Annotated in this window: 13 protein-coding genes and 3 tRNA genes; 7 read left to right on the forward strand and 9 right to left on the reverse strand. The window is 68.9% G+C overall.

Annotated features, from left to right (window positions below; all coding sequences use genetic code 11):
* Positions 1-91 precede the first annotated feature (91 nt).
* Positions 92-166 (forward strand) — tRNA-Asp (locus tag G9272_RS21705).
* A 291-nt stretch (positions 167-457) separates the two neighbouring features.
* A complete protein-coding gene (locus G9272_RS45385) occupies positions 458-649 on the forward strand; it encodes a DUF6274 family protein (protein WP_253267890.1) in 192 nt (63 codons plus the stop codon).
* Positions 650-1,137: 488 nt separating this feature from the next.
* Here G9272_RS45385 and bldC read toward each other — a convergent pair whose 3' ends face one another.
* Positions 1,138-1,344: a developmental transcriptional regulator BldC gene (gene bldC, locus G9272_RS21710; RefSeq protein WP_003949541.1), complete on the reverse strand. Its 207-nt coding sequence runs from the start codon at positions 1,342-1,344 to the stop codon at positions 1,138-1,140.
* 602 nt (positions 1,345-1,946) lie between these two features.
* Positions 1,947-2,789, reverse strand: a complete 843-nt coding sequence (locus tag G9272_RS21715; protein WP_171398127.1) for a hypothetical protein — start codon at positions 2,787-2,789, stop codon at positions 1,947-1,949.
* A gap of 188 nt (positions 2,790-2,977) precedes the next feature.
* Between G9272_RS21715 and G9272_RS21720 the strand changes: the two genes are divergently transcribed.
* Entirely contained in the window at positions 2,978-4,078 is a 1,101-nt protein-coding gene (locus G9272_RS21720; protein WP_171398128.1) for a Leu/Phe/Val dehydrogenase, read from the forward strand.
* A 310-nt stretch (positions 4,079-4,388) separates the two neighbouring features.
* Complete coding sequence (locus G9272_RS21725; RefSeq protein WP_171398129.1) at positions 4,389-4,649, forward strand: DUF3073 domain-containing protein; 261 nt, start codon at positions 4,389-4,391, stop codon at positions 4,647-4,649.
* Positions 4,650-4,751: 102 nt separating this feature from the next.
* Here G9272_RS21725 and purM read toward each other — a convergent pair whose 3' ends face one another.
* The 7 genes from purM to purS all read right to left on the reverse strand — a co-directional run bounded on the left by purM (position 4,752) and on the right by purS (position 12,629).
* Positions 4,752-5,852, reverse strand: coding sequence for a phosphoribosylformylglycinamidine cyclo-ligase (gene purM, locus G9272_RS21730; protein ID WP_171398130.1), 1,101 nt, complete (start codon positions 5,850-5,852; stop codon positions 4,752-4,754).
* Positions 5,853-5,894: 42 nt separating this feature from the next.
* The gene (gene purF / locus G9272_RS21735; RefSeq protein ID WP_171398131.1) at positions 5,895-7,421 is read right to left on the reverse strand and encodes an amidophosphoribosyltransferase; all 1,527 of its coding nucleotides are present in this window, start codon (positions 7,419-7,421) and stop codon (positions 5,895-5,897) included.
* Between the two features lie 254 nt (positions 7,422-7,675).
* Complete coding sequence (locus tag G9272_RS21740) at positions 7,676-8,113, reverse strand: META domain-containing protein (protein ID WP_253267891.1); 438 nt, start codon at positions 8,111-8,113, stop codon at positions 7,676-7,678.
* Between the two features lie 94 nt (positions 8,114-8,207).
* A complete protein-coding gene (locus G9272_RS21745) occupies positions 8,208-9,005 on the reverse strand; it encodes a maleylpyruvate isomerase family mycothiol-dependent enzyme (RefSeq protein ID WP_171398133.1) in 798 nt (265 codons plus the stop codon).
* Positions 9,006-9,424: 419 nt separating this feature from the next.
* Entirely contained in the window at positions 9,425-11,683 is a 2,259-nt protein-coding gene (gene purL / locus G9272_RS21750; protein ID WP_171398134.1) for a phosphoribosylformylglycinamidine synthase subunit PurL, read from the reverse strand.
* Complete coding sequence (purQ, locus tag G9272_RS21755) at positions 11,680-12,360, reverse strand: phosphoribosylformylglycinamidine synthase subunit PurQ (protein ID WP_171398135.1); 681 nt, start codon at positions 12,358-12,360, stop codon at positions 11,680-11,682. The genes purL and purQ overlap by 4 nt, the downstream gene beginning before the upstream one ends.
* Positions 12,357-12,629: a phosphoribosylformylglycinamidine synthase subunit PurS gene (gene purS, locus G9272_RS21760; protein WP_020131278.1), complete on the reverse strand. Its 273-nt coding sequence runs from the start codon at positions 12,627-12,629 to the stop codon at positions 12,357-12,359. The genes purQ and purS overlap by 4 nt, the downstream gene beginning before the upstream one ends.
* Positions 12,630-12,992: 363 nt before the next feature.
* Here purS and G9272_RS21765 point away from each other — a divergent pair, with 363 nt between their 5' ends.
* The 3 genes from G9272_RS21765 to G9272_RS21775 all read left to right on the forward strand — a co-directional run bounded on the left by G9272_RS21765 (position 12,993) and on the right by G9272_RS21775 (position 13,689).
* On the forward strand, positions 12,993-13,310 hold the full coding sequence (locus tag G9272_RS21765) for a histone-like nucleoid-structuring protein Lsr2 (protein ID WP_020131279.1): 318 nt from the start codon (positions 12,993-12,995) through the stop codon (positions 13,308-13,310).
* A 154-nt stretch (positions 13,311-13,464) separates the two neighbouring features.
* A tRNA-Gly gene (locus tag G9272_RS21770) sits at positions 13,465-13,536 on the forward strand.
* 80 nt (positions 13,537-13,616) lie between these two features.
* Positions 13,617-13,689: transfer RNA gene (locus G9272_RS21775), tRNA-Gly, on the forward strand.
* The last annotated feature ends 94 nt before the right edge of the window (positions 13,690-13,783 follow it).

The following is a 13,783-nucleotide window of genomic DNA, read 5'->3' on the forward strand; positions in this document are numbered from 1 at the left end:
CTCCCGCACGGAGGGTGAGTTCGACCGGCGGGCTCACCCTCCTGTACAGTCCTTCTCGCAGCGCAACGCAACATCAAGTGCCGCAAAACCTGGTCCTGTGGAGCAGTTTGGAGTGCTCGCCACCCTGTCAAGGTGGAGGCCGCGGGTTCAAATCCCGTCAGGACCGCAGTGAACGAGCGAGGCCCGCTTCCCATCAAGGGACGCGGGCCTCGCTCGTGCCATGACCTGCACCAACCCGCCGACCATCCTGCCAAGGTGGAGGTCGCGCCCGCGGCGCAGCCGCAATCGGGTACAGCAAATCCCGTCGGGACCGCAGTAACAGAGAGCCCGGATCTTCGGATCCGGGCTCTCTGCTTCGTCCGCCGCGCGTTGTCCGCCGGCCTCTTGACGTCGTCACTCTCCACCGGTACCCCAGAAGCCAGGGCCCGTTCCCGCGTGGCCCCGACGGAGGTGGGGCATGGTGGCATCGGTCAGGCACGAGACGCGGGCACTGCTTCGCGCGCACCTGTCGGCCGCGACCCCCTACCGGCATCTGACCCGCCACTGCCCGATCTGCCACCGCTTACTGCGACTGGCGATGGACGGCGCACCAAGGGGCGCAGAGGCCCCTGAGGGGGCCCTGGAGGGCGAGAGCCCCTCGACGGCGTGACCCACGCCCTCACGACCTCCGGCCGCACCGGCACCCGCACTCGCGTCCCCCAACGCCCGTACCCGCGTGGGGCGCTGGAACGCGAGCCTCCCCTAGCGCACATGAGCCAGAGGCAACAACGCTCCTGGCATGTGACGGGTGTCACGGCATGAGTTTTGAAAACCCGGGTTCTTACCAGGCTCCTACAACTGGTCAATTTTATATGTGCAATTGCACCACTCCGGAGGATGCCCCCAGGAACCCTCCCAGAGCCTCCCCAGACTCCGACAAGGCCGCTCACAGAGCCACCTGATACGACCCGCCGAGCACCCTCAAGCTGTCCCAAGCGCACAAAAAAGATCGCGCTGGACCCGGCGGAGTCCAGCGCGATCGACGACGTTCCCGATGGGCGAGGGGCCTGTTGGGGCAGGACCCACGTCGCTTGTAGCTAGGTTTCGGGCGTCCGAACAGGTTGGGGGACCTGACGTGTTGCCCGGTTATTCACTTGTTCAGGCCTCGCTGCGCTGCTGCGGGATACCCGCAAGCAGTGCGCGGACCTCGGCCTCGCGATAACGGCGGTGTCCGCCGAGCGTACGAATCGATGTGAGCTTGCCGGCCTTCGCCCACCGCGTGACCGTCTTGGGGTCGACACGGAACATGGTGGCGACCTCAGCCGGGGTCAGCAGCGGCTCAGCATCAGGGGTGCGAGCGGTCATGAGCGGCCTCCTCGGGAGAACCGAACCTTCTCGGTTCTTTCCTCTAAATTCTGCACCTTGACCCGCGTTGCCCGAAATGGCGGACGCGAGTCGAGTCGGTTATAGGACGAACGGCTTGTCCTCGGCACTACAACTACACCATCCGTCCAGCCGCGTCGGCCAAACCGATGGAATTGCCCCCCAGGTGTTCATCGGCGACGGAAGCCGATGGACCATGCCATAGCGGACAGTCACGCCACTGTGACGATCAGTCACAGGACGATCAGGAGGCATCAGACCCCCCAAAGCGCTGCAATGCTGAGATTTCCCCCCACAGTGGAACATAAGCAGGCGGACGGAGCCCTCCCCGGACTCCTTGTCCTATTTTGGCACGAGGAGGGGCAAGCGGCGCAAGGGTCGTGTACGTGCGTTCCATCACCCTTGCGACATAAGCCCGGATCGGGACCTACGTCCCGTCAGTTCCGTGAAGTGCGGTTGACCGTACGCTGTTCCACTGCTTCACGGCCGTGACGTACGTCACTAATGAAAGCGCTGTCGCGCCTGTCACATCGTCAGTTCACAGCAAGCGCGTCGACTCGGCGGCCGTGAACCCACGGCGGCCGTCAGTTCGCCGAGCGCCGCTCCCGTACCGACCGCCACCGCTCCACGAGCCGCCCGTACGCCTCGCCCGCCGCCGCGCCGTCACCGATCCGCAGCGCCTCGATGCCCTCGGCCACGTCCTTCGCCGAGTGATCGTCCTCCAGATCACCCGCCGGCAGCACATGCACCAGACCGCCGTAATCCAGTTCCACCAGCGAACGCGGGTGGAACTCCTCGAGCCAGCGCCCCACGTCCACCAGGCCGTCGATGAGCGGCCCCTCGTCCATGGTGTCCTTCAGCGTCCGCAGCGACCGGGCCACCCGGCGCCGCGCCTGCACCATCGGGGTGCGGTAGCGCAGCACGGGGGCCACCTCCGCCGTCCCCTTCTCGTACTCCCGCTCCTCGTCGGAGACGAGCACGAACCAGTTCAGGGGCACCTGCCAGACGGCCGTACGGATCCACGGGCGGGCGTCGGGGTTGCGTTCCAGCCACCGCTCGTGGTCCTTGGCGGCCTCCAGGCGCACGACCTCGGGCAGCGCCGCATCCAGGACCGGCCGGGGCAGCTCGTCGTCCAGTTCCGCCAGGGCCAGCCAGCCGCGCAGCCGGGTGCGCCAGGGGCAGACGCAGAGCACCCCGTCCACCTGGACCAGGAACGCGTCGCCGCTCTCGTGCACGGGCACCGCGACCGGCGGGGTGGGCAGCAGGTCGGCCAGCGAGCGGCGCAGCTCGTCCTGGTAGGAGGGGAGCTCGGGGCGGCCGGCGTAGCGCGCCCAGTGCGTGCGCTCGGGCTCGGAGAAGGCGGCCAGCGGCTCGTACACACGCAGATAGACCGCGTACGGAACGACCACCGAGGACACCTTGGGCACGCCTGCTCCCTCCCCCTTCGGCCGATCGGGAAACCCTGCGAATCGTCCCACGGCGGTACTCCGGGAGAAGGTGATCCCCGACACTGCGAGATCGGCGGGCCGGGCAGGCTCTACTCTCAGTCCATCAGGCCCGCCACCCTTACGGTGCCTGCGTCCCGACCGCCGCTCGATACCCGGGAGTCACCACAGTGACCGACGTTTCCGGCGCACCTGCTGATGTACTGCACACCCTGTTCCACTCGGACCAGGGCGGTCATGAGCAAGTCGTGCTCTGCCAGGACCGCGCCAGCGGCCTCAAGGCCGTCATCGCCCTCCACTCCACCGCTCTGGGCCCGGCCCTCGGCGGTACCCGCTTCTACCCGTACGCGACCGAGGCGGAGGCCGTCACCGACGCGCTGAACCTCGCGCGCGGGATGTCGTACAAGAACGCCATGGCCGGTCTGGACCACGGCGGCGGCAAGGCCGTGATCATCGGTGATCCCGACACGATCAAGACCGAAGCGCTGCTGCTCGCGTACGGCCGTTTCGTGGCCTCGCTCGGCGGTCGGTATGTGACCGCCTGCGACGTCGGCACCTATGTCGCCGACATGGACGTCGTGGCGCGCGAGTGCCGCTGGACGACCGGACGCTCGCCGGAGAACGGCGGGGCCGGCGACTCGTCCGTGCTGACCGCCTTCGGCGTCTACCAGGGCATGCGGGCCTCCGCGCAGCACCTGTGGGGCGACCCGTCGTTGCGGGGCCGCACGGTCGGCATCGCGGGCGTCGGCAAGGTCGGCCACCATCTGGTGGAGCACCTGCTGGCGGAGGGCGCCCAGGTCGTGATCACGGACGTGCGCGAGGAGGCCGTGCGGCGGATCGCCGACAAGCACCCCTCGGTGGTTGTGGTCGCCGACACCGAGCGCCTGATCGAGATCGAGGGGCTCGACATCTACGCGCCCTGCGCGCTCGGCGGTGCGCTGAGCGACGACTCCGTGCCGGTGCTGACGGCGAAGATCGTCTGTGGCGCGGCCAACAACCAACTCGCCCACCCGGGTGTGGAGAAGGACCTCGCCGACCGCGGGATCCTCTACGCGCCGGACTACGTGGTGAACGCCGGCGGGGTCATCCAGGTCGCCGACGAGCTGCACGGTTTCGACTTCGAGCGGTGCAAGGCGAAGGCCGCGAAGATCTTCGACACCACGCTCGCCATCTTCGCACGTGCGAAGGCGGACGGGATTCCGCCGGCCGCGGCGGCCGACCGGATCGCCGAGCAGCGGATGCACGAAGCCGCCCAGGCGCGCGGCTGGTGACCCTCGCGTAGGACCCCGCGGCGAGCCGTCCGCGGGTTTCGGCGGTACCGCCGGGAGGAAAGTTGGAGAGAACTCTCACTCTTCCCGGCGGGTCGGCCGCCGATAAGTGGTTAAAATCGCCACTGACCAGCGAGGACGGGGCGACCGAAAGGTGCTGCGCACACGCGCGTGCTACGGGCGACGTACCGTACGGGCGTGGGCTCAGGTACCGTGGGAGCCCTACGACGGGCTCTCCACGGAGAGACCGTCCTGGATCATGAACGCGTGTCAACCTGGGGCCGTCGAGCCCCGTCGTTGAGGGGGTCGAGCCATGGGGCGCGGCCGGGCCAAGGCCAAGCAAGCGAAGGTCGCCCGCCAGCTGAAGTACAACAGCGGCGGGACAGATCTCTCACGCCTGGCCGAAGAGCTGGGCGCATCGCCATCGAATATTCCGCCGAATGGTGAGCCATTCGAGGACGATGACGATGACGATGAGCAAGACGACGACCCGTACGCACGGTACGCCGAGCTGTACGGGGACGAAGACGAGGATGACGGCGAGGATTCCTCGCAACACCGTCGCGGCGCTTGACCTTGTACTGAGCACCCGCCCGGTCGGTGACTTCGGTCACCGACCGGGTCTTGTGCTGCCTACACGGCTACGGGACTGCCCGGTCGCAGGCCCGCGCGATTCTCAGCCGGCGTAGTCCCCGACGAGCTCCGCGCCCGTCGTGTGCTCGCCGCGTTCGGTGATCTCGCCGGCGACCCAGGCCTCCACGCCACGGTCGGCCAGCGTCGCCAGGGCCACGTCCGTCGACTCCTCGGGCACGATCGCCATCATGCCGACGCCCATGTTCAGGGTCTTCTCCAGCTCCAGGCGCTCGACGGAGCCGGTCCTGCCGACCAGGTCGAAGATCGGGGCCGGGGTCCAGGTGGAGCGGTCCACGACGGCGTGCAGCCCGTCCGGGATCACCCGGGCCAGGTTGGCCGCGAGGCCGCCGCCGGTGATGTGCGAGAAGGCGTGGACGTCCGTCGTGCGGGTGAGCGCCAGACAGTCCAGCGAGTAGATCTTGGTGGGCTCCAGGAGCTCCTCGCCGAGGGTGCGGCCGAGGTCGTCGATCCGCGCCTCCAGGGACAGCCCGGCCTGCTTCAGCAGGACGTGCCGGACCAGGGAGTATCCGTTCGAGTGAAGACCGGAGGCCGCCATGGCGATCACCGTGTCACCCGTGCGGATACGATCCGGGCCGAGCAGCCGGTCGGCCTCCACGACGCCGGTACCGGCGCCGGCCACGTCGAAGTCGTCCTCGCCCAGCAGACCCGGGTGCTCGGCCGTCTCGCCGCCGACCAGGGCGCAGCCGGCGAGCACACAGCCCTCGGCGATGCCCTTGACGATGGCGGCGACCCGCTCGGGGTGGACCTTGCCGACGCAGATGTAGTCGGTCATGAACAGCGGTTCGGCGCCGCACACCACGATGTCGTCCATGACCATCGCGACCAGGTCGTGGCCGATGGTGTCGTACACGCCCAGCTGGCGGGCGATGTCGACCTTGGTGCCGACGCCGTCCGTGGCGGAGGCGAGCAGCGGGCGCTCGAAGCGCTTGAGGGCGGAGGCGTCGAAGAGGCCGGCGAAACCGCCGAGGCCGCCGAGGACCTCGGGGCGCTGCGTCTTCTTCACCCACTCCTTCATCAGCTCTACGGCGCGGTCGCCCGCCTCGATGTCGACTCCGGCAGCCGCGTAGGACGCACCGGAGGCACTGCCCGTCGCCGGAGGGGACTGATCAGACACAGAAGACATTGCCTGGGATCTTTCGGGTTGGTGAAACGGGGCTCTGCGGCGCTACGGGCGACGGATGGCGTCAGCCACGGCCGTGGCTGCGGGACCCGCGGCCAGCTCGGTCTCCAGGAGCTGCTTGCCGAGCAGCTCGGGGTCCGGGAGCTCCATCGGGTACTCGCCGTCGAAGCAGGCGCGGCAGAGGTTCGGCTTGGCGATGGTGGTCGCCTCGATCATGCCGTCGATGGAGATGTAGGAGAGGGAGTCGGCGCCCAGGGAGGTGCCGATCTCGTCGATGGTCATGCCGTTGGCGATGAGTTCCGCGCGCGTGGCGAAGTCGATGCCGAAGAAGCAGGGCCACTTCACGGGCGGCGAGGAGATCCGGATGTGGACCTCGGCCGCGCCCGCCTCGCGGAGCATGCGGACCAGGGCCCGCTGGGTGTTGCCGCGCACGATCGAGTCGTCGACGACGACCAGTCGCTTGCCCTTGATGACTTCCTTCAGCGGGTTCAGCTTCAGGCGGATACCGAGCTGACGGATGGTCTGCGAGGGCTGGATGAACGTCCGGCCGACGTACGCGTTCTTCACGAGGCCCGCGCCGAAGGGGATGCCGGAGGCCTCCGCGTAACCGATGGCGGCCGGGGTGCCGGACTCCGGGGTCGCTATCACCAGGTCGGCGTCGACCGGCGCTTCCTTGGCCAGCTTGCGGCCCATCTCCACGCGGGAGAGGTACACGTTCCGGCCGGCGATGTCGGTGTCCGGGCGGGCCAGGTACACGTACTCGAAGACACAGCCCTTGGGCTTCGCTTCCGCGAACCGGGAGGTCCGCAGTCCGTTCTCGTCGATGGCGATGAACTCGCCGGGCTCGATCTCACGGACGTAGGCGGCGCCGCAGATGTCGAGGGCAGCGGACTCGGAGGCGACCACCCAGCCGCGCTCCAGGCGGCCGAGGACCAGCGGGCGGATGCCCTGCGGGTCGCGGCCGGCGTAGAGGGTGTGCTCGTCCATGAAGACGAGCGAGAAGGCGCCCTTGACCTGTGGAAGGACCTGGTGGGCCGCTTCCTCGATGGTCAGCGGCTTGCCGTCCTCGTCGACCTGGGCCGCGAGCAGCGCGGTGAGCAGGTCGGTGTCGTTGGTCGCCGCGACGCGCGGGGTGCGGCCTTCCTGCTTGGGCAGGTCGGCGACCATCTCGGCGAGCTGGGCGGTATTGACGAGGTTGCCGTTGTGGCCGAGCGCGATCGAGCCGTGCGCGGTGGCACGGAACGTCGGCTGGGCGTTCTCCCACACGGAGGCGCCAGTGGTCGAGTAGCGGGCGTGTCCGACCGCGATATGACCCTGGAGCGAACCGAGCGAGGTCTCGTCGAAGACCTGGGACACGAGGCCCATGTCCTTGAAGACGAGGATCTGGGAGCCGTTGCTGACCGCGATCCCCGCGGATTCCTGACCTCGATGCTGGAGGGCGTAGAGCCCGAAGTAAGTGAGCTTGGCGACCTCTTCACCGGGAGCCCAGACTCCGAAGACGCCGCAAGCGTCCTGGGGGCCTTTCTCGCCGGGGAGCAGATCATGACTGAGTCGACCGTCACCACGTGGCACGCCACCGAGTGTAGGCGAGATCGACCACTGGTCCGAATTGGGGATACCCGCCGGTAACTCGATCACCCATCGTCCACCGCCTCCATGATCGACTCATTTCCGCAGGTCAATGGCCAGATATGGTGATCCATTGGATGCTTGGGCGGGCCCTGGGGGCGACCGCCCCGGCACCCGCTCCGCAGGCACGAGTGAGGTGTCGCACACCATCGGGGCCGGCGGGCGCGCTTCACCGGAGCCGGGGAGCCGCCCGCATGTCATTTCCTGGTCAGCAGGACCTGATCGCCGTCGGCCGTGGCGAGCGTCAGCGTGGTGCCGTCGACCTCGGTGCCGAGGGCGCCCTCGGCGAGCGTCCCGGCCAGCGTGCGCTCGAAGTCCATGGGCTGCTCCGCGCAGGCCATCCTGGTCGACCTGGCGTCGCTGAACCGGATGCTGTCGCCCTCGACGGCGGCCTTGGCGGTGAAGTTGTTGCAGCCGTAACTGCCCGCCGCCTTGCCGTCCCGGATCTCGACGTGCGCGCCGGCCGGGGCGCGGTGGGTGGTGCCGTCCACGGTGACGCTGTCGACGTTCCAGCGGACACCGGTGACGGGCTGCTCGGCGCTCACCGCCCCGCTGCCGGGCTGCTCACCGTCCGCCTTCTCGCTGCCGCAGGCCGCGGCGAGCGGGATGAGCAGGACGGCCGCGGTCAGCGTCATGCGCTGCTTGTACGTGCGCGTAGGGCTGTGCCTCTGCCTGTACATGCCGGTTCGACGGGACAGGTGGGGCGGTCGGTTCCCCCTGGGGTCGGATTCAGGACATGAGGGGCAGCAGCGCGGTGAGGTCGGCCCGCTCGCCGCTTGCCGCGACCTTCGCCTCTTCGACGGCGTCCGACCAGGTCACCCGGCCGGTCGCCAGCCGGATCCAGGTCAGCGGGTCGGTCTCGACGACGTTGGGCGGGGTGCCCCGGGTGTGCCGGGGCCCCTCGACGCACTGCACGACGGCGTACGGCGGGATCCGCACCTCCGTCGCGCCGCCGGGCGCCCTGGCGGCGAGGGCGTCGGCGAGGAGCCGGGTGGCGGCGGCGAGCGCCTGGCGGTCGTACGGGATGTCCAGGCCGGGGACGGCGGCGTTCAGGTCGTCGGTGTGGACGACGAGTTCGACGGTCCGGGTGACGAGGTAGTCGGCGAGGGTCATCGCGCCGGTGCGGGTGGCGAGGAGGCGGTCGCCGGGGGCGGTGGCGAGGGCCTCGGCGCTGCGCTCCTCGGTGCGGGCGAACAGGGCGTTCAGGTCGGGGTGGGCCGCGGCGAGGTCCCGGGTGCCGTCGGAGATGTCGGCGGCCCGGGGGGCGGTGGCGAACGGCCACTCGAGGAGCGTGAGCTCCGCCTTCGGGGGCTCGTCCCGGTCGAGGTTGCGGCTGACGGTCGCCACCGCCATGGTCACGTGCGCGGCCAGGTCCCGTACGGTCCAGCCCGCCAGCCGCGTGGGCAGCGCGAGCTGCTCGGGGCCGAGGGTGGCCACGGCCCGCCGTACGTTCCCGAACTGCGCGGTGACCGCGGCGCGGATCTTGGCGGGGTCGTACGCGCGGGTGCGTTTCCTGGCCGGGGGCATGGCGGTGAGCCTAGTGGGCGCCTGTGACACCGGGACCGTCACCGCCTGCGCGCGCGGTCCCCCAGGCCGTCCCGCACCGGCGCGAAGGCCGTGAGCGTGGCGGCGGCGATCAGGGCGGGAATGGCGTCGCCGGTCTCCTCGGTGAGCAGGTCGGCAGGTTCGCGTGCGCCCTTCTCGGAGATCGGAGAGGAGACAGGCGCGTTCCCTCAGCATCGGCGTCTCCGCGCTGGCGCGGTGTCCTGTGCGGGGCGGTCCTGATGGCGGTGTGCCCTGGTGCCGGCGGTCCTGCTGCCCACGTCCCGTCCGGCTCCGGGCACACCGGAACCGGCGCGGGAGCCTGCGACCGTGTGACGGTCGTGACGAAGGCCCCGCCCGTGGGAACGGGCGAGGCCTTCACCGTCGTACAGGTGCCGCGGGTGCTACGCGAGCAGCGCCGGGATGGTGTCCTCGTGAGCCCTGCGCAGCTCCTCCAGGGACAGCTCGAACCCACCCTGGAGCTCGACCGTGTCGCCGTCGACGACACCGATGCGGGTGACGGGCAGGCCGCGCGCCCCGCACATGTCGTTGAAACGCAGCTCCTCGGAGCGCGGGACGGCCACCACGGCACGGCCCGCCGACTCGGAGAACAGGAGGGTGAAGGCGTCGAGCCCGTCCGGTACGACCAGCCGCGCGCCCTTGCCGCCGAGCAGCGCCGACTCGACGACCGCCTGGATCAGACCACCGTCGGACAGGTCGTGCGCGGCGTCGATCATGCCGTCGCGGGAGGCGGAGATCAGGATCTCGCCGAGCAGCCGCTCCCGCTCCAGGTCGACCTTCGGCGGCAGACCGCCCAGGTGGTCGTGGATGACCTGGGACCAGGCCGAACCGCCGAACTCCTCACGCGTGTCGCCGAGGAGGTAGAGCAGCTGGCCCTCCTCCTGGAAGGCGACGGGCGTGCGGCGCGCGACATCGTCGATCACACCGAGCACGGCCACCACCGGGGTCGGGTGGATGGCCACCTCGCCCGTCTGGTTGTAGAGGGAGACGTTGCCGCCGGTCACCGGGGTGCCCAGCTGCTGGCAGGCGTCCGCGAGGCCGCGGACGGCCTCCGCGAACTGCCACATCACCGCCGGGTCCTCGGGCGAGCCGAAGTTCAGGCAGTCGGAGACGGCGAGCGGCTTGGCGCCGGTCGTCGCCACGTTCCGGTAGGCCTCGGAGAGGGCCAGCTGCGCGCCCGCGTACGGGTCGAGCTTGGCGTACCGGCCGTTGCCGTCGGTCGCGATGGCGACGCCGAGGCCGGTCTCCTCGTCGATCCGGATCATGCCGGAGTCCTCGGGCTGCGCGAGGACGGTGTTGCCCTGCACGAAGTGGTCGTACTGCGAGGTGATCCACTTCTTGGACGCCTGGTTGGGCGAGGCGACCAGCTTGAGCACCTGGTCCTTGAGCTCGGCGCCGGTCGTGGGCCGGGGCAGCTTGTTCGCGTCGTCCGCCTGGAGGGCGTCCTGCCACTCCGGGCGGGCGTAGGGGCGCTCGTAGACCGGGCCGTCGTGGGCCACGGTCCGCGGGTCGACGTCGACGATCTTGCCGCCGTGCCAGAAGATCTCCAGCCGGTCGCCGTCGGTCACCTCACCGATGACGGTCGCGATGACGTCCCACTTGTCGCAGATCTCGAGGAACCGGTCGACCTTCGCCGGCTCGACGACCGCGCACATGCGCTCCTGCGACTCGCTCATGAGGATTTCCTCGGGCGAGAGCGTGGAGTCGCGCAGCGGTACGTCGTCCAGGGTGACGCGCATGCCGCCGGAGCCGTTGGAGGCCAGCTCGGACGTGGCGCAGGACAGGCCGGCCGCGCCGAGGTCCTGGATGCCGACGACGAGCTTCTCCCGGAAGGCCTCCAGGGTGCACTCGATGAGGAGCTTCTCCTGGAAGGGGTCGCCGACCTGCACGGCCGGGCGCTTCGACGGCTTGGCGTCGTCGAAGGTCTCGGAGGCGAGGATCGACGCGCCGCCGATGCCGTCGCCGCCGGTCCTGGCCCCGTAGAGGATGACCTTGTTGCCGGCGCCGGAGGCCTTCGCGAGGTGGATGTCCTCGTGCCGCATCACACCGATGGCACCGGCGTTGACCAGCGGGTTGCCCTGGTAGCAGGCGTCGAAGACGACCTCGCCACCGATGTTCGGCAGGCCCAGGCAGTTGCCGTAGCCGCCGATGCCGGCGACGACACCGGGCAGGACACGCTTGGTGTCGGGGTGGTCGGCGGCGCCGAAGCGCAGCGGGTCAACGACCGCGACCGGACGCGCGCCCATCGCGATGATGTCGCGGACGATGCCGCCCACGCCCGTGGCCGCGCCCTGGTAGGGCTCGACGTACGAGGGGTGGTTGTGCGACTCGACCTTGAAGGTGACCGCGTAGCCCTGGCCGACGTCGACGACGCCCGCGTTCTCGCCGATGCCCACGAGCAGCGCGTCGGACTGGGGGGCCTTCTCACCGAACTGGCGGAGGTGGACCTTCGAGGACTTGTACGAGCAGTGCTCGGACCACATGACGGAGTACATGGCGAGCTCGGCGCCGGTGGGCCGGCGGCCGAGGATCTCCACGACGCGCTCGTACTCGTCCTTCTTCAGACCGAGTTCGGCCCAGGGCAGCTCGACGTCGGGGGTCTCGGCCGCGTGCTCGACCGTGTCCAGTGGCGTCCGGCTCATGCGTTGACCAGCTTCTTGAGGATCGAGGTGAAGAACGGGAGACCGTCGGTGCGGCCGGACCCGACGAGGGGCTCGACGGCGTGCTCCGGGTGCGGCATGAGGCCCACGACGTTGCCGGCCTCGTTGGTGATGCCGGCGATGTCACGGAGGCTGCCGTTGGGGTTGACGTCCAGGTAGCGGAAGACGACCCGGCCCTCGGCCTCGAGCTTGTCGAGGGTGTGCTCGTCGGCGACGTACCGGCCGTCCATGTTCTTCAGCGGGATGTGGATCTCCTGGCCCGCCTCGTAGTCGGCGGTCCAGGCGGTCTCCGCGTTCTCCACCCGCAGCTTCTGGTCGCGGCAGATGAAGTGGAGGTGGTCGTTGCCGAGCATCCCGCCGGGAAGCAGGTGGGCCTCCGTGAGGATCTGGAAGCCGTTGCAGATACCGAGGACCGGAAGACCGGCCTTCGCCTGCTCGATGACGGTCTCCATCACCGGCGAGAAGCGGGAGATGGCTCCGGCGCGCAGATAGTCGCCGTAGGAGAAACCGCCGGGCAGCACCACGGCGTCCACCTGATGGAGGTTCTTGTCCTTGTGCCAGAGAGCGACGGGTTCGGCACCCGCGAGCCGGATCGCACGCTGAGTGTCCCGGTCGTCGAGGCTGCCCGGGAAAGTGACGACGCCAATACGAGCGGTCACTTCGCGGCCCCTGCGACTGCTTCTTCCGACTCGACCTTGACGGTGAAGTCCTCGATCACGGTGTTCGCGAGGAAGGATTCCGCAAGATCGTGGATGCGGGCGAGGGCGGCCTCGTCGACCGGCCCGTCAACTTCCAGTTCGAATCGCTTTCCCTGACGTACGTCGGAGATGCCTTCGAAACCCAGCCGCGGCAGTGCGCGCTGCACCGCCTGGCCCTGGGGGTCGAGGATCTCCGGCTTGAGCATGACGTCGACTACGACGCGTGCCACTGGCACTCCCGGTGGTGTGGTGCTGAGCAGGTGCCTGCGGGTGTCTCCAACAGGTGTCTTCAGACTACCCGTACAAAATTTCTACGCGAGTAGAGTTGTAGGAAACTACGTGAGCGCCATCACGATCAGGTATCGGACCGGTGCCTTCGTGAAAATTTCAGGGAAAGATCCAGGGTGCACCAACGTTCCCTATTACCCTGGGACACGCGGGCAGATTTAGTCGGGCTTCACATTGCAATGCCGGGCACTGTACAAATGAATTGGCAATAGCCGATACTTTGCCCCATAACAGGCGGACAGTCGACATCTCCGTGACGTCTTGGCACGTCATCGCAGAGCTGTCGCACGAAGGGACCGATATTCGTGGCGCAGAAGGTCGTGGTCACTCTCTTTGACGACATCGACGGCTCGGAAGCGGCGGAAACGATCGCCTTCGGGCTCGACGGCAAGTCGTACGAGATCGACCTGAATGAAGCCAATGCCAAGAAACTGCGTAAGGCTCTCGAGCCCTACGTCGACGCCGGCCGCAAGCGGTCGAGGTCCGGCAAGGCGTACAAGCAGACGGAGGTCGCCCCCGACCCCGCGGCCGTCCGGGCCTGGGCCCAGGCCAACAAGCTGGAGGTGCCGGCGCGCGGCCGCATCCCCAAGAAGGTCTACGAGGCGTTCGCCGACGCGCAGTGAGCCGCACCCGCTGATTCGGCTCCCCGTGAGCCACGGGCCGACGGCCGGTCACCGGCCCCTCGAACGTACCGACTTGCGCTACACCCCTCCTGGTCAGCTAGAGTCTGGAGCACGCCGAGGGGCCAGGCCGAAAAGCCCAGCTCACGGAGTACACGCGGGTGTAGTTCAGTAGTAGAACATCCCCCTTCCAGGGGGAAGGCGCAGTGTGCGATCCCTGTCACCCGCTCTACATCACCTGTCTGACCACTGCTGTGGATCAGGTAGGGTGGTGTTCGCGCCGATCGGTGAAAGCCGGTCGGAGGCAATGCGGACGTAGCTCAGTTGGTAGAGCGCAACCTTGCCAAGGTTGAGGTCGCGAGTTCGAGCCTCGTCGTCCGCTCAGGAATCAGACCCCGGTCCACTGGACCGGGGTCTTTTCGTGTGCCGTGAGCGGGCGTGCGACGTGAGCGACCGTCTGACATTTGTCATACGGA

This window comes from Streptomyces asoensis, assembly GCF_013085465.1.
GTDB classification, from domain to species: Bacteria; Actinomycetota; Actinomycetes; order Streptomycetales; family Streptomycetaceae; genus Streptomyces; species Streptomyces cacaoi_A.

Coding starts and splice junctions, on each gene's coding strand:
- G9272_RS45385 (WP_253267890.1), top strand. CDS start 458: ATGGTGGCATCGGTCAGGCACGAGACGCGGGCACTGCTTCGCGCGCAC.
- bldC (WP_003949541.1), bottom strand. CDS start 1,344: ATGACCGCTCGCACCCCTGATGCTGAGCCGCTGCTGACCCCGGCTGAG.
- G9272_RS21725 (WP_171398129.1), top strand. CDS start 4,389: ATGGGGCGCGGCCGGGCCAAGGCCAAGCAAGCGAAGGTCGCCCGCCAG.
- purM (WP_171398130.1), bottom strand. CDS start 5,852: ATGTCTTCTGTGTCTGATCAGTCCCCTCCGGCGACGGGCAGTGCCTCC.
- G9272_RS21740 (WP_253267891.1), bottom strand. CDS start 8,113: ATGACGCTGACCGCGGCCGTCCTGCTCATCCCGCTCGCCGCGGCCTGC.
- G9272_RS21745 (WP_171398133.1), bottom strand. CDS start 9,005: ATGCCCCCGGCCAGGAAACGCACCCGCGCGTACGACCCCGCCAAGATC.
- purL (WP_171398134.1), bottom strand. CDS start 11,683: ATGAGCCGGACGCCACTGGACACGGTCGAGCACGCGGCCGAGACCCCC.